The sequence below is a fragment of the Streptomyces sp. NPDC058877 genome, assembly GCF_042742855.1.
Lineage (GTDB): Bacteria > Actinomycetota > Actinomycetes > Streptomycetales > Streptomycetaceae > Streptomyces.
Genome location: NZ_JBHYMF010000006.1, coordinates 64,469 through 84,665, shown reverse-complemented (window position 1 = coordinate 84,665; position 20,197 = coordinate 64,469). Strand labels below are relative to the sequence as shown.

13 protein-coding genes and 2 pseudogenes are annotated in these 20,197 nt (G+C 70.0%); 4 read left to right on the top strand and 11 right to left on the bottom strand.

Going from position 1 to position 20,197, the window contains the following annotated elements; genetic code table 11:
* Positions 1 to 119 precede the first annotated feature (119 nt).
* From ACFW2Y_RS03015 to ACFW2Y_RS02990, 6 genes are all read right to left on the bottom strand, one after another.
* The gene (locus ACFW2Y_RS03015; protein ID WP_384872618.1) at positions 120 to 1,025 is read right to left on the bottom strand and encodes a universal stress protein; all 906 of its coding nucleotides are present in this window, start codon (positions 1,023 to 1,025) and stop codon (positions 120 to 122) included.
* 129 nt (positions 1,026 to 1,154) lie between these two features.
* Positions 1,155 to 1,775 carry a hypothetical protein gene (locus tag ACFW2Y_RS03010; protein WP_384872615.1) on the bottom strand — a complete coding sequence of 207 codons (621 nt, stop codon included), beginning with the start codon at positions 1,773 to 1,775 and terminating at the stop codon, positions 1,155 to 1,157.
* A 163-nt stretch (positions 1,776 to 1,938) separates the two neighbouring features.
* Positions 1,939 to 2,859, bottom strand: coding sequence for a carbamate kinase (locus tag ACFW2Y_RS03005; RefSeq protein ID WP_384872613.1), 921 nt, complete (start codon positions 2,857 to 2,859; stop codon positions 1,939 to 1,941).
* A 3-nt stretch (positions 2,860 to 2,862) separates the two neighbouring features.
* Positions 2,863 to 3,864, bottom strand: coding sequence for an ornithine carbamoyltransferase (gene argF, locus ACFW2Y_RS03000; protein ID WP_384872610.1), 1,002 nt, complete (start codon positions 3,862 to 3,864; stop codon positions 2,863 to 2,865).
* Positions 3,865 to 3,905: 41 nt separating this feature from the next.
* Positions 3,906 to 5,120, bottom strand: a complete 1,215-nt coding sequence (locus tag ACFW2Y_RS02995; RefSeq protein ID WP_384872607.1) for an arginine deiminase — start codon at positions 5,118 to 5,120, stop codon at positions 3,906 to 3,908.
* Between the two features lie 32 nt (positions 5,121 to 5,152).
* Positions 5,153 to 6,604, bottom strand: coding sequence for an APC family permease (locus ACFW2Y_RS02990; RefSeq protein WP_384872630.1), 1,452 nt, complete (start codon positions 6,602 to 6,604; stop codon positions 5,153 to 5,155).
* An 819-nt stretch (positions 6,605 to 7,423) separates the two neighbouring features.
* On the opposite strand from ACFW2Y_RS02990, the gene ACFW2Y_RS02985 reads away from it, so the two are divergent.
* The gene (locus tag ACFW2Y_RS02985) at positions 7,424 to 9,823 is read left to right on the top strand and encodes a phosphoketolase (RefSeq protein WP_384872604.1); all 2,400 of its coding nucleotides are present in this window, start codon (positions 7,424 to 7,426) and stop codon (positions 9,821 to 9,823) included.
* Positions 9,824 to 9,926: 103 nt separating this feature from the next.
* On the opposite strand, the pseudogene ACFW2Y_RS02980 reads toward ACFW2Y_RS02985, so the two are convergent.
* The 3 genes and pseudogenes from ACFW2Y_RS02980 to ACFW2Y_RS02970 form a co-directional block, all read right to left on the bottom strand.
* Positions 9,927 to 10,319, bottom strand: a pseudogene (locus ACFW2Y_RS02980) (DUF6924 domain-containing protein); the annotation flags it as partial.
* Between the two features lie 1,185 nt (positions 10,320 to 11,504).
* Positions 11,505 to 12,743 (bottom strand): ATP-binding protein, encoded by a 1,239-nt coding sequence (locus ACFW2Y_RS02975; RefSeq protein ID WP_384872602.1) that lies wholly within the window; start codon positions 12,741 to 12,743, stop codon positions 11,505 to 11,507.
* Positions 12,744 to 13,139: 396 nt separating this feature from the next.
* Positions 13,140 to 13,613 carry a MarR family winged helix-turn-helix transcriptional regulator gene (locus tag ACFW2Y_RS02970; RefSeq protein ID WP_384872599.1) on the bottom strand — a complete coding sequence of 158 codons (474 nt, stop codon included), beginning with the start codon at positions 13,611 to 13,613 and terminating at the stop codon, positions 13,140 to 13,142.
* A 67-nt stretch (positions 13,614 to 13,680) separates the two neighbouring features.
* On the opposite strand from ACFW2Y_RS02970, the gene ACFW2Y_RS02965 reads away from it, so the two are divergent.
* Complete coding sequence (locus ACFW2Y_RS02965; RefSeq protein WP_384872596.1) at positions 13,681 to 14,520, top strand: alpha/beta fold hydrolase; 840 nt, start codon at positions 13,681 to 13,683, stop codon at positions 14,518 to 14,520.
* Between the two features lie 521 nt (positions 14,521 to 15,041).
* Here the strand turns inward: ACFW2Y_RS02965 and ACFW2Y_RS02960 are convergent.
* Positions 15,042 to 16,241 (bottom strand): mechanosensitive ion channel family protein, encoded by a 1,200-nt coding sequence (locus ACFW2Y_RS02960; protein WP_384872593.1) that lies wholly within the window; start codon positions 16,239 to 16,241, stop codon positions 15,042 to 15,044.
* Positions 16,242 to 16,953: 712 nt separating this feature from the next.
* Here ACFW2Y_RS02960 and ACFW2Y_RS02955 point away from each other — a divergent pair.
* Both ACFW2Y_RS02955 and ACFW2Y_RS02950 read left to right on the top strand, forming a co-directional pair.
* Positions 16,954 to 17,664, top strand: a complete 711-nt coding sequence (locus ACFW2Y_RS02955; protein WP_384872590.1) for a lytic polysaccharide monooxygenase — start codon at positions 16,954 to 16,956, stop codon at positions 17,662 to 17,664.
* A 958-nt stretch (positions 17,665 to 18,622) separates the two neighbouring features.
* A pseudogene (locus ACFW2Y_RS02950) lies at positions 18,623 to 18,742 on the top strand (transposase); the annotation flags it as partial.
* A 447-nt stretch (positions 18,743 to 19,189) separates the two neighbouring features.
* Here ACFW2Y_RS02950 and ACFW2Y_RS02945 read toward each other — a convergent pair.
* Positions 19,190 to 20,188, bottom strand: coding sequence for a LacI family DNA-binding transcriptional regulator (locus ACFW2Y_RS02945; RefSeq protein ID WP_384872587.1), 999 nt, complete (start codon positions 20,186 to 20,188; stop codon positions 19,190 to 19,192).
* Between the last annotated feature and the right edge of the window lie 9 nt (positions 20,189 to 20,197).

The following is a 20,197-nucleotide window of genomic DNA, read 5'->3' as shown; positions in this document are numbered from 1 at the left end:
CCGCAGGGCCAACGTCCTGTGGGCCATGATCCGAGACGGAGCGTACTACCAAGCCACACCACCGGTCACGACACCGGCTTGACAACGGCATTGGGAAGTTCTCTCCTTGGACTGTGGCGTCAGTCGTGTGCGACGACGGCGACGGGGGCGGCTGCGTGGTGCAGGACGGCATGGGTGACGGATCCGATGTGAGAGCCGAGGGAGGAGTGGCGGATGCGCCGGCCCACGACGACCAGGGACGCGTCCCTGGAGCCCTCGATCAGCAGGAGCGAGGGGCTGGAGCAGTGGGACTCCGTGACGACCTCGACGTCCGGGTGCTTTCGCTGCCAGGGACCGATCACCTCGGTCAGGGTGGCGGCGTCGCCCTGCGCCACCCTCTCGATGACCGCGGGTTCGGGGGCCGCGCCGTAGGCGTAGCAAAAGGGCGGATACCAGCCGTGCGTCACCCGCAGCGGCACGCCGCGGAGCGCAGCGGCGCCGAAGGCGAAGTCGATCGGTGCGTCGTTCGGATGGCTGGTGTCCAGTCCGAGCAGGACCGGGCGGGGCTGCGCCGCCCCGGAGGGTGTGTCTGCCGGGTCCGCCTCGGGCTGGTCGGTCGGCTGTCCGGCAGCGCGCACCACGACGACCGGCCGGTCGGTGTGCGCCAGGGTGGACAGGCCGACGGAGCCGACCAGGAAGCCCCCGATCCGGGCCAGGCCGCGGGAGCCGAGGACGAGCATGTCGGCGTCCTTCGCCGTGTCGGCCAGGGCCTGGGCGGGCGAACCGCTGAGCTGTTCGGTGGTCACCTCGACTCCGGGGTGGTGCTGCCGCAGGTTCTCGGAGGCTTCGCGGAGGACCTGCTCGGTCCAGTGCTGGTGTGTTTCGGCGCCCAGGACAGGGGCCTGTGCCATGGGTTCCGGCACCGGGTCCCAGACCTGGGCGAGCTTGACCGACAGTCCGCGCAGCTTCGCCTCGCGGGCCGCCCATTCCGCGGCGGTGCGGCTCTCGAGCGAGCCGTCGAAGCCCACGGCGATGGTGTCGGTCATGGTTCCTCCTCCTGAATCGGGAGACCCGATTCCGATGTCGTGTGCGGGGGTCCTGCGGGGGTGGGGCCGCCGGCGGAAGCCAGGGCCCCTCGCGCAGGTCGGCACAACGACCTGGGGTGCTGCGGCGGGTCAGCGCAGCCAGGTGTGGTCGCGGACGACCGGCAACCGCGCCCACAGTCGGCCGAGGCCCCAGGTGGCGCCGGTGCCCGCGGCGGCCAGGGCGATCAGCGCGGCAGCGTAGATCACGTGGTAGTCGGCGAAGGGGTTCGTCGACATGCTCGGCGAACCGTCCGACAGATGTCTGGCCGGCGGCCACTCCGCGATCCACATCAGCGCCATCATCACCGCGCCTGCCCCCGCGGCCGGTCGCAGCGCCACACCGGCCATGAGGGCCGCGCCGATGCCGAACAGGCCCAGCATGAACAACCAGTCCGTCCAGGCGTGTCCGGCCCACGCGTGGAACGTCGACTCCATCGGCCCGGCGGCGACGGAGCTGAGGAATCCCTTCGTCGGCGACCCGCCGTCGATCCAGCCCTTGCCGGACGCGGTCGCGTAGCCGAGACCGAAGGTCTTGTCCAGGAACGCCCACAGGAAGACGAACCCGGTCAGGATCCGCAGCGAGGCGAGGGCGTACGCCTGTGCGGTGTGCGTGTCGACGCGCGTCGGCGCGGCGGAGACGGGCGCGACCCGGCGGCGGAGGGCCGACAGGTGGAAGCCCGGCCCGCGGTGAGAGTGCTCGTGCACGGCCATGGTGTGGATCCTTTTCGGGGGTGGGTGAGGGTCTTCTTCGACAGGTGTCACTCTCGTCGGACGCGTGCCGTCACGCCGGAGGCCGAAGGTCTTCCTCCATGGGGCTGAACGTCCCTGCTTCCGGGGCCGGTTGGTGGCGCGGCGGGCAGGCGACCCATGTGTCTCAGCCTGCGAGGTCCGGCCTCACCAGCGTGCCCGACCTGCCGTGGACCATCTCGTGGGCCGCGTCCAGGGCACCGATCGCCGCCAGGCCACCGGTCTGCTCGACGAAACGGGCAGCCGCCTCGGTCTTGGGGCCCATGGAGCCGGCCGGGAAACCGCCGCTCCGCAGCTCCTGGGGCGTGGCGTCGAGCAGGGGGCGCTGGTCCGGGGTGCCGTAGCCCTGGTAGACGTAGGGGACGTCGGTGAGGATGAGCAGGAAGTCCGCCTTGAGGTCCTCGGCGAGCAAGGCCGCGGTGAGGTCCTTGTCGATGACGGCCTCCACGCCGGACAGCGCGCCGGTGTCGCGGTCGGCGGTGACGGGGACGCCTCCCCCTCCGCCGCAGATCACCAGTGTCCCTCCGCTGAGCAGCTCGCGGACGGTTTCGGTCTCCAGGATCCGCTCCGGTGCCGGGGAGGCGACGACGCGCCGCCATCCGGTGGTGTCCAGGGCGATGCGCCAGCCCCGCTTGCGGGCCAGCTCCTCGGCCAGTTGCCGGGAGTAAACCTGGCCGACGAACTTCGTCGGCCGGGCGAAGGCGGGATCGTCGGCCCTGACGAGGGTGTGCGTGACCAGGGCGGCGATCCGCTGCCCCGGCAGGGCATCGTGCATGGCGCGGGTGAGTAGCGAGCCGATCATGCCCTGTGTCTGCGCGCCGAGCAGATCCAGCGGGTAGGGGGCGCTCAGGGCGGGGTCGGCCTCGCTCTCCATGGCGAGCAGGCCGACCTGCGGGCCGTTGCCGTGGGTGATGACGAGTTCGTGTTCTCGGGCGAGGGCGGCAAGGCCGGTGGCGGTGCGGTCGACGTTGGCCTGTTGGACAGCCGCGTCGGGGCGGTCGCCCCGGTGCAGCAGGGCGTTGCCGCCGAGAGCGACGACGATGCGCACGGCTCAGTCCTCCAAGGTGGCGACGAGCACGGCCTTGATGGTGTGCAGCCGGTTCTCCGCCTGGTCGAAGACGATCGAGGCGGCCGAGGAGAACACCTCGTCGGTGACCTCGAGTCCGTCCAGGCCGTAGGTGTCGAAGAGGTCCTGGCCGAGCCGGGTGCGCCGGTCGTGGAGGGACGGCAGGCAGTGCATGAACTTCACGTCCTGGTTGCCGGTGAGGGCGAGCGTCTTGTCGTTGACCCGGTACGGCAGCAGCAGCTCGATGCGTTCGCGCCAGGTGTCGGCGGGTTCCCCCATGGAGACCCAGACGTCGGTGTGCAGGAAGTCCGCGCCGCGTACGGCGGTCTCGACGTCCTCGGTAAGGGTGATCCGGGCCCCGCTGGCACCGGCGAGCGCCCGGCAGGCGGTGACCAGTTCGGGCTGCGGCCACAGCGCCTCGGGGGCGACGATGCGGACGTCCATGCCGAGCAGCGCACCCATGGAGAGCAGGGAGTTGCCCATGTTGTTGCGGGCGTCGCCCAGGTAGCAGTAGCTGATGTCGGTGAGCGGCTTGACGCTGTGCTCGTGCATGGTGAAGACGTCGCAGAGGCTCTGGGTGGGGTGGGTGGTGTCGGTCAGCCCGTTGTAGACCGGGACGCCGGAGTGGGCGGCGAGTTCGGTGACGATCGTCTGGGCGGAGCCCCGGTACTCGATGCCGTCGAACATGCGGCCCAGGACGCGGGCGGTGTCGGCGATGGACTCCTTGTGACCGATGTGGCTGTCACCGGGGCCGAGGTAGGTGGTGGCGGCACCCTGGTCCTTGGCCGCGACCTCGAAGGCACAACGGGTGCGAGTGGAGGTCTTCTCGAACACCAGGGCGATGTTCTTGCCTGTGAGTCGGGGCCGTTCGGTCCTGGTGTGTCTGGCCCGCTTGAGGCCGGCGGCAAGGTCCAGGAGGTGATGGATCTCGTTGGCGGTGAAGTCGAGTTCGCTCAGGTAGGAGCGGCCTCGCAGGGAGACGTTCATGGAATTCCCCTTGTCGGGTCGGGCAGCTGGGGCACGTGGGATCAGGCAGCGGGGCCGCGTTCGACGGGGCAGCTCATGCAGCGCGGGCCGCCCCGGCCTCGGCCGAGTTCGGCGCCGGCGATGGTGACGATCTCGATGCCCTGCTTGCGCAGGTAGGTGTTGGTGGCGACGTTGCGCTCGTAGCCGACGACCACTCCGGGGGCGAGGGCCAGGAAGTTGCTGCCGTCGTCCCACTGCTCGCGCTCGGCGCTCCGGATGTCTTGGGGCGCGGACAGCATGCGGACCTTGTCGAGGTCGAGGGCCTCGGCGAGAGCGGTCGCCAGGTCGGAGTTCGGGGTGACGCCGAAGCCGGTCCCGCGCTCGGCGCCGGGCGTGAGCGTCCACGAGCGCAGGGAGTCGGCGAGGCCGGGGTAGATGACGAATGCGTCGCGATCGACCATCGTCAGCACGGTGTCCAGGTGCATGTAGGCGCGGGCCGGGGGCAGCTGGACCGCGATCAGCCGGTGCGCCGTACCCGCCGTGAAGAGGCGGGCGGCCAGGTTCTCCACGGCCTGCGCGGTGGTGCGCTCACCCATGCCGACCATGACCGCGCCGTTGCCGAGGACATGGACGTCCCCGCCTTCGAGAGTGCCGGCAGGTCCGTCCAGCAAGGGGGCGGGTGCCACCCCGGCGAACATCGGGTGGAAGCGGTAGATGGCCTCCGCGTGCAGGCTCTCGCGGCGCCGGGCGGGTTTGGCCATCGGGTTGACCGACACCTGGTCATAGATCCAGCATGAGTTGTCGCGTGGGAAGAGGTGGTTGGGCAGCGGCGTGAGCGCGAAGTCGTCGCCGCCGAGCGTGTTCCACACCAGGCTGTCGGGGGTGGCGAGCGGCAGGTCGCTCTTGAGCATTCCGCCGATCAGGTGGCTGGCGAGCGTCTCCCCGTCGAGTCCGGCGCACAGTTCGCGCACCGGGTCGACGAGAGCAGGGCCGACGGTGGCCGGGGTGACGAGCCGGTCCAGGAGCCAGTGGCGGCCCTCGGGGACGTCCAGGGTCCGGGCGAACAGGTCGGCGAAGTAATGGACGCGGGTCCCGTGGTCGCGCAGCACCTGGGCGAAGGCGTCGTGCTCCTCACGGGCGCGCTTGGCCCACAGGATGTCGTCGAAGAGCAGGGCGTCGACGTTGCGCGGGGTGAGCCGGGAGAGTTCGAGGCCGGGGCGGTGCAGGATCACCTGGCGCAGCGGGCCGACCTCGGAGTCGACGTGGAAGGTGTTCACCTCAAGGAGTTCCTTTGCGCTCGATGCGGATGTCAGTCGTGGTGGCGCAGGCCGGGCCACTTGCGCGGTCCGCCGGCGCGGTCCGTACGCGGGCCGCAGAAGGGCTGCCGGGCCGACGCGGGCGTCTCCGGCGCACGCTCCTGCGGATCCCGCACAGGTGCCTCGGACACCGGCTGCCGCCGGGCCGGGGCCGTGTCCGCCTTCGTCATGGCTGCCTCGCCGTAGACGCCCTGGCCGCGCTTGAGCCAGACGTAGACCGGGACACCGAGCAGCAACACGAACAGGCCGTAGTAGACGGTCTGATAGCCACTGCCCTGGACCGACCAGTACGAGAAGACCAGCGCGAGCGCGGCGACGGTGGCGTCACGGGCGAGCCGGCGCGGGCTGAGGCCGTCCCGGCCACGCACGAGCAGCCAGTACAGCTGGGCGGCGGCGGAGAACAGATAGGGGATCACGGCGGTGACCACGCTCAGCAGCACGATCTTGGTGAAGACGTCCTCGAAGCGTGTGTAGCTGAACACGGTGGTCAGCGAGGCGAGCACGGTCGAGACGACGATGCCGAAGGCCGGAACGTCCTTGTCGCCGCGCAGCCGAGCGAAGGCACGTGGGAACAGGCCGTCGCGGGCGGCGGCGTACGGCATCTCGGCGCACAGCATCGTCCAGCCGTTCAGCGCCCCGATACCGGAGACGATCGCGGCGACGGCGACGGCGTCTCCGGCCCAGGTGCCACCGAAGACGTTGTTCGCGGCGTCGCTGAACGGCGCGGTCGAGCCGCCGAGCTTGCCGTGGGAGACGGTGCCGAAGACGGCGAGGGTGCCCAGGATGTAGATGACGGCGCACACGAGTGTGCCGTAGACGGTGGCGCGCGGCACGTTCCGGCCCGGCTCACGGACCCGGCCGGCCACCACCGAGGCGGCCTCCAGGCCCAGGTAGCTGAACAGGGCGATGGCACCCGCGGCCGAGATCGCGCCCAGCACCGACTGACCGCTGGCGTTGAACGGACCGAAGTTGTCCGGGTCGACGAACAGCAGCCCCACCGTGGCCATGAAGACCAGCGGCACGAACTTCAGCACGGTCGTGATCACCTGGAACGCTCCCGTGTTCCGGACGCCGGTGAGGTTGACCGCGGCGGGAATCCAGAGCCCGACCAGCGCCAGGAGCACCGAGATCCACTTCTGGTGACCGGTGTTGACGAACACCTCGACGTAGCCGACCCAGGCCACCACGATCGCCGCGTTGCCGGCCCACGCGGTGATCCAGTACGACCAGGCGTTGAGGAACCCGGCGAACTCACCGAACGCCTCGCGGGCGTAGACGTACGGACCGCCGCTGGCCGGTACGCGCCTCGCCAGTGCGCCGAACGTCAGTGCCAGCGCGAGCGCTCCGAGGGTCACGGCACCGAACGCGACGAGGGAGACCGGCCCGTACGGGGCAAGGGCGGACGGCAGCGCGAACACTCCGGTGCCGATGATGCTGCCGATCACGAGCGCGGAGGCGGCGGGAAGGCCGAGCGCCGTCGTGCGCGCGGCCCCCTTGCCGCCCCCTGTGGTTCTGGGCATGACTGGTACTCCTTGTGCAGGTCGCTACGGGCGAGTCGATCCGTGGCCGATCCTGCTGGGCCTCGGGCGCTACGGTCAGTAGCCGCATGTCCCGTGCGTGACCCCGATGGTCCCTGCGGCCGGAGCCGGAGGGCCCTGCGCGTGCTCCGGCGGCCCGGAGGAAACGCACCGTCAGCCGCTCTGCCACGTCGCGCGCGCGGAACCCGATGCCGGTTGGGGCGGTCCTCCCGTGATGCCCGGACGTGCTCGCGGGTGTCGTGGGGACGGGCCCGGTGTTGGGATGGCGCCGCTGCGCATGCATGAGCCGTACTGCGGCGGACCGGGCAGTGACGGGGCCGCGGAGACGTCACGACGGGCGCCGACGACCGCGCTCCGTGGGGCACATCGTGCTACCGACGTGATCGTCCGCCGGGGTCACCGTGCCCTCGGGCGGGTCGAGGAAGCGGAGTCGTGCCTGGGCGAGGGTGGTCTTGCCCCTATGGTCGGCCAGACCGAAGAGCCCCGTGGCGATCCACCCCCATTCCCTCCGCGGCGCGTCCTCAGCGCCGCTCCCAGGCGGACGTCTTCCTGAGGGCCGAGAGGCCCGTGTGCGGTGAGCAGGTCCCTGCCGCAGGCGTTCCGGTGGGCCCGACAGGGCCGTTGGACCCCTATGGACGGCACGCACGCCCCTGGTGCGTGCCGGAGACGACGGAGAACCCTGAACGGGAGCGACGGTCGACGAAGCCTGCGAGCAAAGGAGTCTCGATGTCCCACGACCCCACCCCGACGGAGGGGCGCGCCCCGGCCGCTCCTTCCGACGAGGAGATCCGGCGGTTGGACGCCTACTGGCGGGCGGCCAACTACCTTGCGGCTGGGCAGATCTACCTCATGGCCAACCCGCTGTTGCGTGAGCCGCTACGACCGGAACACATCAAGCCGCGCCTGCTCGGCCACTGGGGCACCTCACCGGGCCTGAACCTCGTCCACGCGCACCTCAACCGGGTGATCAAGGCCCGCGACCTGGACGCGATCTGCGTCTGGGGCCCCGGCCACGGGGGCCCGGCCGTGCTGGCCGGCTCATGGCTGGAGGGCAGCTACACCGAGACCTATCCCGACGTCACCCGCGACGAGCCGGGCATGGCCCGGCTCTTCAGGCAGTTCTCCTTCCCCGGCGGGGTCCCCAGCCACGTGGCCCCCGAGACCCCCGGTTCCATCCACGAGGGCGGCGAACTGGGCTACTCCCTCTCGCACGCCTACGGCGCCGCGCTGGACAATCCCAACCTGCTGGTGGCGTGCGTGATCGGTGACGGTGAGGCAGAGACCGGGCCACTGGCCGCGTCCTGGCATTCGAACAAGTTCCTCGACCCCGTCCACGACGGCGCGGTGCTGCCGATCCTGCACCTGAACGGCTACAAAATCGCCAACCCGACGGTACTCGCCCGCATCCCCCAGGACGAGCTGGACGAACTGCTGCGCGGCTACGGACACGAGCCGCTGCACGTCACCGGTGACGACCCGGCCGAGGTGCACCGGGCCATGGCTGCCGCCATGGACGCGGCGGTGGACCGGATCGAAGCCGTCCAGCGTGCCGCCCGGCAGGCGGGCAGGACACCGCGTCGCCACCGCTGGCCGCTGATCGTGCTGCGCACTCCCAAGGGCTGGACCGGACCGCACGAGGTAGACGGCCTGCCGGTGGAAGGCACCTGGCGCGCCCACCAGGTCCCGCTGGACCAGGTCCGCTCCAGTCCGGAGCACCTCGCCCAACTGGAAGCGTGGCTACGCTCGTACCGGCCCGAGGAACTCTTCGACGAACACGGCCGACCGCGGCCCCAGGTGCTCGCGCAGATCCCGTCCGGTACGCGCCGACTGGGCTCCAACCCACACGCCAACGGCGGCCTGCTCACCCGCCAGCTGCCCATCCCGCCACTGGAGAAGTACGCCGTCGCGGTGGACAAGCCCGGTGCGACGGCGCACGAGCCCACCCGGGTGTTGGGCGGTCTGCTGGAGCAGGTCATGGCCGACACCGCCGAACGGCGCGACTTCCGTCTGGTCGGACCGGACGAGACCGCCTCCAACCGGCTCCAGGCCGTCTACGGCGCAACCGGCAAGGCGTGGCAGGCCGAGACCCTCCCGGTCGACGAGCACCTGACCGGCGACGGTCGGGTGATGGAGATCCTCTCCGAGCACACCTGTCAGGGCTGGCTCGAAGGCTACAACCTGACAGGGCGGCACGGCCTGTTCTCCTGCTACGAGGCGTTCGTCCACATCGTCGACTCCATGGTCAACCAGCACATCAAATGGCTGCGCACCACCCGCAGCCTCCCTTGGAGGGCCCCGATCCCGTCGCTGAACTACCTGCTCACCTCACACGTGTGGCGGCAGGACCACAACGGCTTCTCCCACCAGGATCCCGGCTTCGTCGACCACGTCCTCAACAAGAGCCCGGAGGCCGTCCGCGTCTACTTCCCCCCGGACACCAACACCCTGCTCACCACTGCCGACCACGTCCTGCGTTCGAGGAACTACGTCAACGTCGTCGTCGCCGGCAAGCAGCCGTGCTTCGACTGGCTCTCGCTGGACGAAGCCCGGACGCACTGCGCCCGCGGGCTGGGCATCTGGGATTGGGCCGGCACCGAGGACGGCACCGGTGAACCGGACGTCGTCCTGGCCTGCGCCGGTGACGTGCCCACCATGGAGGTGCTGGCCGCGGTCGATCTGCTGCGCCGTCACCTGCCGCACCTGGCCGTCCGTGTGGTCAACGTGGTCGACATCGCCCGGCTGATGCCCGCCGAAGAACACCCGCACGGCATGCCCGACAGCGAGTACGACGCGATCTTCACCCGCGACAAGCCGGTCGTCTTCGCCTACCACGGGTACCCGTGGCTCATCCACCGCCTCACCTACCGCCGGGCAGGCCACCCGTTCCTGCACGTCCGCGGCTACAAGGAGATCGGCACCACCACCACGCCCTTCGACATGGTCCTGCGCAACGACCTCGACCGCTACCGCCTGGTCATGGACGTCATCGACCGCGTCCCCGGCCTTTCGGTCCGTGCCGCGGGTGTACGCCAGCAGATGGCTGACGTCCGCACCCGCCACGACGCGTGGATCCGCGAACACGGCACCGACATGCCCGAGATCGCCGACTGGGCCTGGACCGGCTGAGGTCCGAGCCTGCCGCGGTGCCCTGGCGGGTGTCACGGCACCGGGGCCCTGGAAGAGCGGCGCCCTCCTGTCGCTGTCGGTCCCGGGCCTGCGTGAAGGTCCCTGATCCATCAGCGGCATCGGCGAACTCCGCAAAGTCCATGTCGGCGATGCCGAGGTTGGCCGAGATGTCAGGAAACCACCGAGCGGGGACCCTGAACGTTCGCCCGGGCTCGTCTGAGAGATCTACGGCCAGGAGCGGGTAATCCGAATTCTTCATCGTGACTGCGTCCGCCAGAAACATGTAAACGATCTGCTCGTCTTCGTCCGCAGCAACCTCTTCAGCCATCAACGCCTGGACCCCCATGTCGGCGAAGCGAAGCTCGCTGACACATGTGGCATGGGGGTACTCGTCAGCCGCGTCAAGTGCGACTCGAACCGAGTCCCAGGCCCCCTCGTCACCGAAGTCGGTACGCAGGACCAGCGAGGTCAGATCATCGGGCTGAGGCAGAGGCATCTCGTGATCCTCTCACCTGACGATGACACCAACTGCCCAGACCAAGCCCCCCGCATCGGCAGAACTCCTCAAACGATCCGACGATACCAAACACCCCTGCCAGGACAAAACGCTCTTCAAGTCGAGCTTGGTGTAGCTCAAGGCGAGGAACATCAGGCCCGTCCCATTGGGGAGTGATCTCAAGGCGGGGCCACTGGACCGACGCGGTTCGCAATGACTCGGTCAGGGGCCATGAGAGCGCCGAGGAACGGTCTGGTCGACTCCGCGGGGGAAAGGCAGTGACGACCGCCGTGCCGGATCGTTTCAGCGATCATGAACACGAAACGCTCTTGCCCCGCTCCTACCGTCGCTCCCGCACTGTACGCATCCGACCGCTTCGATGACGGCGGCGCCCCCTCCCGATCAGGGCGGCTGCTGTGATGGGCCGGTCGCACTACTGGTGCAATGCCTGCCGCACGCCGCTGTATGTCACGAGTACCGCCGCGCCCGGTCCGGAACGGGACTGGGAGGTCGACCATCAGCACCCCGTCCGCTGCGCCAACCGGCATGTCCTGCCTCTCGCGGGAACAGCCCGCAGACCCGAGGAACTACCCGGTGCTTCAGGTGTTCTGCGGGACTCCGGCGCCTGACCCACCTGCCTGACCTGGATCGTTCGGCCGGCCGGTTCCCGGGCACGGTGACTCCGTGCTGTCCGTCCTCCTCGGGCAGGGCGGACAGCACCGCGGGGAGCGGTGCGTGCCGGGGGTCGGGGCTGGGGGTAGCTGTGTGCGCGTCGGGCTTGCGGCCGACGACCAGGGTTCAGTCGGTCCAAGGCTGCATGGTGTGGTTGTCGGCGAGGCGGTCGGAGTCGATGTGGCAGTCGGCGGCAGCTGCGGTGCTGCCGATCATGACGTGCCGCATGAGGTCGGTGGCGCAGAAGCTTTCGAGGGTCCAGCAGGAGCGGACAGCCTCTCAGGAGTGCCTCGCACAGCACGCGGGTTTCGAGCGGGCGTTTGTGAATGGCAACCTGCAAAAACGCGGCCCCCTGGGGCTCTCGCAGAACTCTCACAGATGAACACTTGTGAGAGTGGCCCCAAGTCCGCACGTGCAGGTGGACGGCCGCTCCGAACTCCGATCCAGCGCCTGCATCCTGCTGACGCCCTGCCGGTCTCGTTCTTTTGGACCGGCAGGGCGGGGCGTTGTCGGTCAGTGCCGGCGGGTATCTTGGGCGATCTGGTCGATGACGGCTGCGGCCCGCTCCCGGTCTTCCTTCAGCCACCTGCCGAGGTGGTCCCGGACGGCCCGTCCGACGCATTCGCGTACTTCGGAGTTGCCCAGCACGCCGCGCGTGGAGTCCTCGAATTCGGGGCGGTCCAGCTTCACCGACACGACCGCCGTCAGGCCCGCGCCGATCCGGTCGGCGCCGAAGTCGGGGTCCCTGGGCGTCAGCAGTCCCTGCTCCCGCGCGTACGAGGTGACTGCGGCCGCCAGACCGTCGCAAAAGCCCATCGCGTGCGTGCCACCGACGGTGGGCCGGCTGTTGACGAAGCTCTGCACCCGCTCATCAGGGCAGCTGCACCAGCGGAAGGCCACCTCCATCACGCCTCCCATGCGAGGGTCCTCGCACTCGAAGGCGATGGCGTCCACGGGGGCGGACGCCGCTGTGTGGCCGTCGAGGTAGTCGACGAAGTCCCTCGTCCCGCCCGGGAAGCGGAGCCGCGCCGAGCGGGGCTCATCTGGGCGGCGCAGGTCGGTCAGGGAGATTTCCAGGCCCCGGTTCAGGAAGGCCAGTTCTCTGAACCGCTCCTCCAGTCCGTCGAACGAGAGCTCCGTGGCTCCGAAGATGTCGGCGTCGGGCCAGAAGGTAATGGTGGTCCCGCTTCCGGTCGCCCTCCCCACCTTGGTGAGCGGGGTGGTGGCCTCGCCGCGCACGTACTCCTGGACCCATCGAACTCCTTCGCGCCGTACCTCGGCCGTCATCCGGCGCGACAGGGCATTGACGACGGAGGGCCCCACTCCACAGAAGCCGATCGTCACGTCGTGGCGGCCTGCGATCCCCGCTCCGGCGTACATGTGGGTGAGCAGGGCTTCCAGCCCCGGACCGCCGGCGCCCTCCGTCTCGCCGAGGGGAACGCCCGGCCCGTCGTCGGCGACACGCACACCGCCGTCGGGCGTCAGGGTGATGTCGACGGAGACGGCACGGCCAGCCAGAACCTCGTTCACGGCCCGGTCCGCGACCCCGAACACCATCTGCCGCAGGCCGCGCTCACCCGTCGAGCCGACGTACATCCCCGGCCGCTTCCGAACAACTTCCCACCCCTCCAACACCTGGATGTGGCTGGCGTCGTACCTGGTGTCTTCCTCGCCCACGATGTCCCCTCCGATGATGTCGAGCAGAACCTCCCAGGTTAGATAGATCCCAGGAAAACACCAGGTCAGGGCCATTTCTCCGATGCCACTGGCGGGCGCGTGAGCGACTGTCCGAAGGCTGCCGGCCCAAGGGGAGCGAACCTGACCCGGAGTGCGGCCGCAGCCCCATCGAGGGCCTGGACGGCACCCTTGCCAGCGACCCCCGAGGCCCCGGTTTCGACTCCGGCAAGTTCCTCCCCTGGCCGACATCTCACCCCGGGCACCAATCCGGCTCCCCGGGAGCCGCCAAGGTCCCGTCCACTCCTCGTGCCCGACGGCCGGGTGGTCCGCGACTGCGCGACCGACCCCGACGCCTGGTTCACCGCCGCCTACAAGGTCCGCGTGCATGCGCATCGCGCTGCCGCAGGAATGGGTTGACACCGCGATCACACCAGGACCCAGCGGCTCGCTCTGGTGCTGGCCGGCTTGCGGTCAGGCGGCGCCGCCCCCTTGGGCTCGTCTTCCGGCAGCGGCGACGTCACGCATCTCCACCAGGAAACGCCGTACCGTGGCCAGCTCCGCATCCTCGAAAGAGCGCATGGCCGCGACCATGTTGCCGATCAGCAGCCCGAAGAACGACCGGCCCAAGTCCATGGCTTTGTCCTCCACGACCAGCAGAACCCGGCGACGGTCGCAGCTGTCCCGTTCACGGTGAACGAGGCCCAGCCGTTCCAGTCGGTCGATCAACGCGGTGGTGGAGGCCGAATTCAACCCCAGCTGTCTGCCGAGTCGGCTCGGCGTGGCGGCGGAGCCGTCCCGCTCGGCGTCCAGTAGGTGGATCAGTGCGCGCACGTCCGTGGCGTGCAAGCCGTTACTGCCGGCAAACTCGGCGCCGAAGAGGTTGAGTTCGACCGTGACGGCCCGCAACAGATGGACCAGTTGGAGTGCGGGGTCTTGGTCGTCCATGTGTTCTCTCCACTATTGTCTCGATGAACGAGAGAGTCGGCAGTCGAGATGATTTCACGGAGGAGTCATGGATGGCGAGACGGCCTTCTACGCCGCGTACGACGCCGTGCTGCGCCGGTGGCCCACGGGGACGCGAAGCATCGACGTCCCCTCCGCCTACGGCACCACACGGGTCCATCTCTCCGGACCAGAGGGAGCCGCTCCGCTCCTCCTGCTTCCCGGTGGCGGTACCACTTCGGCGGTGTGGTTCGCCAACGTCGAAGCCCTCAGCCGCTCCCACCGCGTGCACGCGGTCGACCTGATGGGCGACATCGGACGCAGCGTGCATGACGGGGCACCGCTACGCCGCACCTCGGACCTGATGGCCTGGCTGGACGCGCTCCTCGACGCCTTGGAGCTCGCAGCGGCCCACGTGTGCGGACACTCCTACGGCGCGTGGATCGCATTGAACTACGCACTGCACGCTCCACACCGGGTCAGCAGGCTCGCCTTGCTCGATCCCACCAACTGTTTCGCCGGCATGAGCCCGCGCTACCTGCTGCGCGCGGCACCCATGGTGCTGAGCCACACCGAGGAGCGCCAACGCGCTTTCCTCCTGTGGGAAACCGGAGCCGCTCCCCGAGATTCCCTGTGGCGGGACTTCTTGAGTGCCACCGTCTCCGCCCGACGGTCGAAGGTCCTCGCCATGCGCCGCCCCGCAGCAGGAGCCCTGCGGTCCTGCACCGTCCCGACCCTGGTGTTGCTGGCCGAGCGCAGCCGGGCGCACGACGTGCGCCGCGTTGCCACCGGTGCCCGTCGACTCCTGCCGAACGCAACCCTCGCCACGCTAGCGGACGCCTCGCACCACTCCATGCCCACCGAGATGCCGGCCGAGCTCAACCGCCAACTGTCAGAGTTCCTGGTCTGACCGCCCGCAGCTGCACCCCGCGCCCCCAGCAGTCACCAGCTCCGCGACCAGACGGGCCTCGGGGGTGCAGCGGGATTTCGGAGAGCTTCCCGCGCGGGCGGGGAACAGTCCTCCTGAGCAACAGCTCCACCCCACGCCCAAAGGCTTTTGCGCCATTTTCATGGAAACCGAAGAACTGCCCGCTCGGGACATGGGAGCGGGTCACGGCTCATGCGCCGGTACAGCGACCGGCCCGAGGGAGCGGCGCGCGGCCGGAGCAGTGCACGGCGGGTCGGGTGAAGTCCATGACCCGGCCCCTCAGCCTGCCCGAACTCCGACGCCCGGTAAGCCGCGCCTCGGCCGTCGCCGCCCCGCACCCGTCCAGGACGTCCCGCACTTCCCGGGGGCTGTTCGGATGGACCGTCCACGCCCTCGACGCGACCCTCGGGATCGTCGGGGGTGCGGGCGGCCAGCCGTCGGCCACCTGGTCGGCCGCCCATGAGACGGTCTTGATGTTCCGCGCCTTCAGGGCAAGGAGCGGGTCAAGAGGTTCCACCCCCCGCTCCGTCCGGGGCGCTCCCCGCCTCGGGAGAGTCCGGGAACTCAGGGGTCTCCAACGGTGCTGACTCCCGAGGGGCACGTCGGCCGGCCTCCGCTGCGCGGGCGGCTCCTGGTACCGGCGCGCCGGTACCGGACCGCGCCGCCCAGGGCGGACTCGCCGAGGGCCCGGTGGCCACGCGCGGAAGGGCGTACGGGTGTTCCGCGCACAGCCAGGCGATCAGTTCCTCGCGCACCGCGCACCGCAGGGTCCACACGTCGTCGGAGTCCTTGGCGGTGACCAGGGCCCGCACCTCGATGGTGGTCGGGCTGGTGCCCGTCACCAACAGACTGGCCCGCCGGCCGTCCCAGGCGGGGTGCGCGCGCAGGAACTCCAGGAGGTGTTCGCGCAGCAGTTCTATCGGCGCCGAGTGGTCCAGGTGCAAATAGACGGCACCGGTGATCTCCGTGCCGCCACAGGACCAGTTCTCGAAGGGCTTGCCGGTGAAGTACGAGACCGGCATGGTGACGCGGCGCTCGTCCCAGGTGCGGACCGCCAGGAAGGTCAGGGTGATCTCCTCGACCTTGCCCCATTCTCCGTCCACCACCACGGTGTCCCCGATCCGCACGGTGTCGCCGAAGGCGATCTGGAGGCCCGCGAACAGGTTGCCCAGGGTGGACTGTGCCGCGATGCCGGCGACGATGCCCACGATGCCGGCCGAGGCCAACATCGAGGCGCCGACCGCCCGCATCGCCGGGAAGGTCAGCAGCATCGCAGCGATCGCCACGACCACCACGGCCGCCGTGACCACCCGCTGGATCAGGGTGACCTGGGTGCGGACCCGGCGAACCCGGGCCGGGTCCTCGGCAACCGCCGCATAGCGGGCGAAGGCGGTCTCCACCACCGCCGCCGAGATCCGCACCAGCAGCCAGGCCATGCTGGCGATCACGGCGAGGAGCAGGGTCTGTCTGATCCCGTCGGAGTAGGCGCCGAACAACTCGGCCTGCTTGTGGAAGCTGAGCAGCAGCCCCGAGCAGAGCACGAGCTGGAAGGGCACCCGGCAATGACGCAGCAGACCCCACAGCGGGGTCTCGTCGTGTCGGGAGTCGGCACGGCGCAGCAGCAGGTCGAGCAGCCACCCGGCGAGCAGGGCGAGCACGACCGAGCCGCCGATCACGACGACGGGTCGCAGGATGGTCTCCATGCACCCGACCGTAGCCGACCGTGATCGGCCGCCGTCGGCGGGGCCGGCGCGACGGCCCCAGGAACATCCTGCTGGTTCACTCGACGTACGCACGGTGACCGGCCGTGCGCGCGGGTGCCGAGCGGCTGCGCGCCACGGGTCACGAGGTGGCGGTGCCGCACCTCTGGGCACGCCGCGTCTTCGACGCATTGGGGAAGGGAGTGACCAGCCAACAGGGCTTGGGGCGGGACGCGTTGCCCAAGCGGGCCGTCACGCCCCGCTCAGAGCGGGGCCTGCTGCACGCGGGCTCCTCAATGGGGGCGACAGTGACCCGGCAACTGACCCTCGCACATGGGGCCGACGGACCGTTGCCGTGACACGGCACCTCGGACGCACCCCCCGGCTCCGGAGTTCCGGGGTTCTGGAGGTGGGCCGTGCTCCCGGCCAGTGTCGGGCTCGGGCCGGGGATACGGCGAGGTCGGCGGCTACCCGATCCGCATGCCGTGCCGCAACGCGGACCAACTGACCTTTCCCCTTTGACAGTTATCGTGTCCACCCCCTTGACCGCCCCCGCCCCGCGAGTATGGTCTGGACCAATAACCCTTCAGGTCCAGACCTACGCCCACAGTCGTTGACGATGAGCGGTTCCGATCGAAGGGGCGCGTCGCGCGTCGCGCCCGGGGTGTCGGGCGGTGCGGGCGCGGGAGTGGGCACACCGAGGAAGAGGATTGGCATGCACATGAAAAGATGGGTGGCCGTCGCCATCGGAGCCCTGGTCGCTCCGCTGCTCGCCGTCAGCCTCCCCGCGGGAACGGCCAACGCCCACGGCTGGGTGACCTCGCCCGGCAGCCGGCAGGAGCAGTGCGCGTCGGGCATGCTCGACTGCGGCGAGATCAAGTACGAGCCTCAGAGCGTCGAAGGACCGAAGGGGCTGCACAGTTGCAGTGGCGGCAACGCGCAGTTCGCCGAACTCGATGACGACAGCAAGGCATGGCACGTCACGCCGGTGGCCACCTCGCAGCCGTTCACCTGGCACTTCACCGCCCGGCACGCCACCGACAACTGGCAGTACTTCATCGGCAACCAGAAGATCGCGGAGTTCGACGGCCACGGCGCGCAGCCGCCCGCCGAGCTCAGCCACCAAGTCGACTTCGGCAACTTCACCGGCCGACAGAAGGTCCTGGCCGTCTGGAACATCGCGGACACCGGCAACGCGTTCTACGCCTGCATCGACGTCAACGTCGGCGGCACCGACGACGGCGGGGACGACGGCGGCGACCCGGGCACCTGCACCGTGCCGGCCTGGAACCCCGAGAGCATCTACGTCGGCGGCGACAAGGTCTCCTACGCGGACCACGACTGGCGCGCCAAGTGGTGGACCACCAACGAAGAGCCCGGCACCACCGGCGAATGGGGAGTCTGGGAGGACCTCGGGGCCTGCTGAGCCCACTGGCGCGGCCCGGCGGCGCCGGCCACGGACCGTACCGCGCTCCGCCGCGGCCCGCAGGCGGAGCGGGTGCAGCGGACGGCGTCGCCGGACGGCCGTTCATGGCGCCGTCGTCGAATCCGCCCGGCCACGTCGTCAACCGCTTCGCCGAAGAAGCTCAGAAGAACCCGAGCTTCTTCTAGGCACACGAAGAGAGACACCTGACCTGGGCCCCTACTCGTCAGGCGTCTCTCGACGGCCTCGTGCACAGCGGCATTCGGCTTGCGCCGGGACCCCGGTCGGTCCCAGCCGCATCCCACTCCTGCCCCGCCGTTCCAACCCGTTCGCGGTCCACCCCGGCCTGTTCGCGGTGCGTTTCCCGTCCGAGCTCGGTCCACCAGCGGGGGTCCCGCCTCGGTGGATGCGGTCCCGCTCCCCCGTCGACTGCTCGACGAAGTGGTCGGCCTGTTCCCGGCCCCCGTCCGGGAACGCGGTGCAGAAACGGAAGAGGGCCTCGATGCTCCGGCCGGAAGCAGCACCCCCTGAGCTGGCCCTGGCTCGGGCTCAAGCCGATCCGAAGTGGCGCCAGCTCGTTTCAGGAGAGGACGAGGATACCGACGACGGCGGCGGAAGCCTCTGCCTGCGCCGTCACATCAGGACCTCCAGCGACGCTCCGGCGCAGTCACCCACAGCACCAGTCCCACGAGGGAGAAGATCGCCCCTCCGATGATGACCACGGGGATGCCCATGATGAGAACCAACCCCAGAAGAAGTTCTCCCCACGTCGACTCCTCACCCACGGTGTTGCCCCTTCTGTGCCATGCATGTCATGACTCGGTGAGGACCCGTCTGGTTCCCGCCCCGGCGGCCGACCCACCCGGGTGCGCCCCGTGCGACGGCAGCGCCGTCGTACCGACTGTCGCAGATCTTGGTCATCGGCTTCCTGGGCGCCGGCTTAGGTGCCGCGGGTGGTTGGACGGGCCGTCCGTGGCGTGAACACCGACGGTTGTGACGGGTGCGGTGGCGGCTGCGGACCAGAGCTCCGCGGCGCGATCTGCCCGAGCGGTACGGGCCCTGGCGGACCGTCTACGAGCGGGTTCGTCCGCCGGGAAGCGAACGGGACCCGGGCGAAGCTGCTGGAACACGCCCAAGCCCGCGACGGGCCGGAAGGCCCGGATGGGGTGGACCGCCTCCGTCGACTCCATGGTCAACCGGGCCCACCGACACCCGGCCGACACCCGCAAGAAGGCGCCGCGGACGGCGACGGGCCGGAAGGCCCGGCTAACTCGCCGCTTCGGCCCTCGCCCCGGTCGGCCTCGGCCTTGCGGTGCCGGCCGCGCGGGGATTCCGGGCTGACGCCGGGTTCCCGGGCCACTACGGCGACCGTCCTGCCGGAGGAGTCGACGAGCGCGATCGCGTCCCGCATGAACTCCTCGGTGGACCGCCTCGTCGTACCTGCTTCCCGCCCGGCGCCACTTCCTCCGGAACTCCAGGATCCCGAGCTTCAGGCGTCCACGAACCGAGGGGGAGCCTTCACGAGGGCTTACGCCCCCGGGGCCGGACCGGTCGAAGCCCGGATCACCAGTTCCGGATCGAAGAGGAGCTCTCCGGTCGGTACGTCCCGGTTGCTGACGAGCTCCAGGATGCTCCGTCCGACCTCCAGCGCCAGGCGGTCCGTGGGCTGCCGCACCGTCGTCAGGGGCGGGTCGAGGAACTCGGTGATCATCGTCCCGTCATAACCGACGACCGAGACGTCACCGGGCACGGAGTGCCCCTGGCGGCGGATGCCGCGAATCGCACCGAGGGCCATGTAGTCGCTCGCCGCCACGACAGCGGTGGCGCCGAGGCCCACCAGGGAAGCGCCAGCGGCCTGGCCGCCCTCCACCGTGTACGACTGGCGGATCACCCATTGTTCGGCGTCCTCGACACCGCGCCTGCTCATCGCGTCCACGAAGCCGTGCACCCGCCGCTCGGCGGGATGGTTGCCCATCGGCCCCGAGGCCATGCCGATCCGGCGATGGCCGAGGCGGTACAGATGGTCGACGGCCAGCTCCGCAGCGAGCGTGTCGTCCGTGGAGAAGACGGGGGCGGGCACCCCGTCGGCGAACTCGCCGTTGACGCCGATGTAGGGAATGCGGCGGGCACGAAGCAGTTCGTACGTATCGGTGTCGGCGCCCTCCAGCGTGTTGGACGCGGAGAGGAAGACCACGGCCGCGATGCCCTTGTCGACGATGGACGTGATGAACTCGGGCTCCTGCACTCCTCCGGGAAACGCAGGGCAGAGCACGGTCTTCAACCCGTGCGGGGCGAGCGAGGACTCGATGCGCTCGGCGACGTCTGCGAAGAACGGATTCGAGACGCGTTCGGTGACGACGGCGACCAGCTGGCCCTGCACCGGTCGTTCGTAACCGAGCTCGGCCATGGCGCTCTCGACCGCGTCCCGCGTCCTCTTCGCCACCCCCTGCCGCCGGTTGATCACCCGGCTGACCGTCGCCTCACTCACTCCCGCGCGAGCCGCGATGTCGACGATGCCGACCTTCACTGGTCCCCT

Excerpts from the sequence above, each read along its gene's own strand:
- ACFW2Y_RS03015 (WP_384872618.1), bottom strand. The coding sequence starts at position 1,025 with ATGACCGACACCATCGCCGTGGGCTTCGACGGCTCGCTCGAGAGCCGC.
- ACFW2Y_RS03010 (WP_384872615.1), bottom strand. The coding sequence starts at position 1,775 with ATGGCCGTGCACGAGCACTCTCACCGCGGGCCGGGCTTCCACCTGTCG.
- argF (WP_384872610.1), bottom strand. The coding sequence starts at position 3,864 with ATGAACGTCTCCCTGCGAGGCCGCTCCTACCTGAGCGAACTCGACTTC.
- ACFW2Y_RS02985 (WP_384872604.1), top strand. The coding sequence starts at position 7,424 with ATGTCCCACGACCCCACCCCGACGGAGGGGCGCGCCCCGGCCGCTCCT.
- ACFW2Y_RS02975 (WP_384872602.1), bottom strand. The coding sequence starts at position 12,743 with ATGGCCCTGACCTGGTGTTTTCCTGGGATCTATCTAACCTGGGAGGTT.
- ACFW2Y_RS02970 (WP_384872599.1), bottom strand. The coding sequence starts at position 13,613 with ATGGACGACCAAGACCCCGCACTCCAACTGGTCCATCTGTTGCGGGCC.
- ACFW2Y_RS02965 (WP_384872596.1), top strand. The coding sequence starts at position 13,681 with ATGGATGGCGAGACGGCCTTCTACGCCGCGTACGACGCCGTGCTGCGC.
- ACFW2Y_RS02960 (WP_384872593.1), bottom strand. The coding sequence starts at position 16,241 with ATGGAGACCATCCTGCGACCCGTCGTCGTGATCGGCGGCTCGGTCGTG.
- ACFW2Y_RS02955 (WP_384872590.1), top strand. The coding sequence starts at position 16,954 with ATGCACATGAAAAGATGGGTGGCCGTCGCCATCGGAGCCCTGGTCGCT.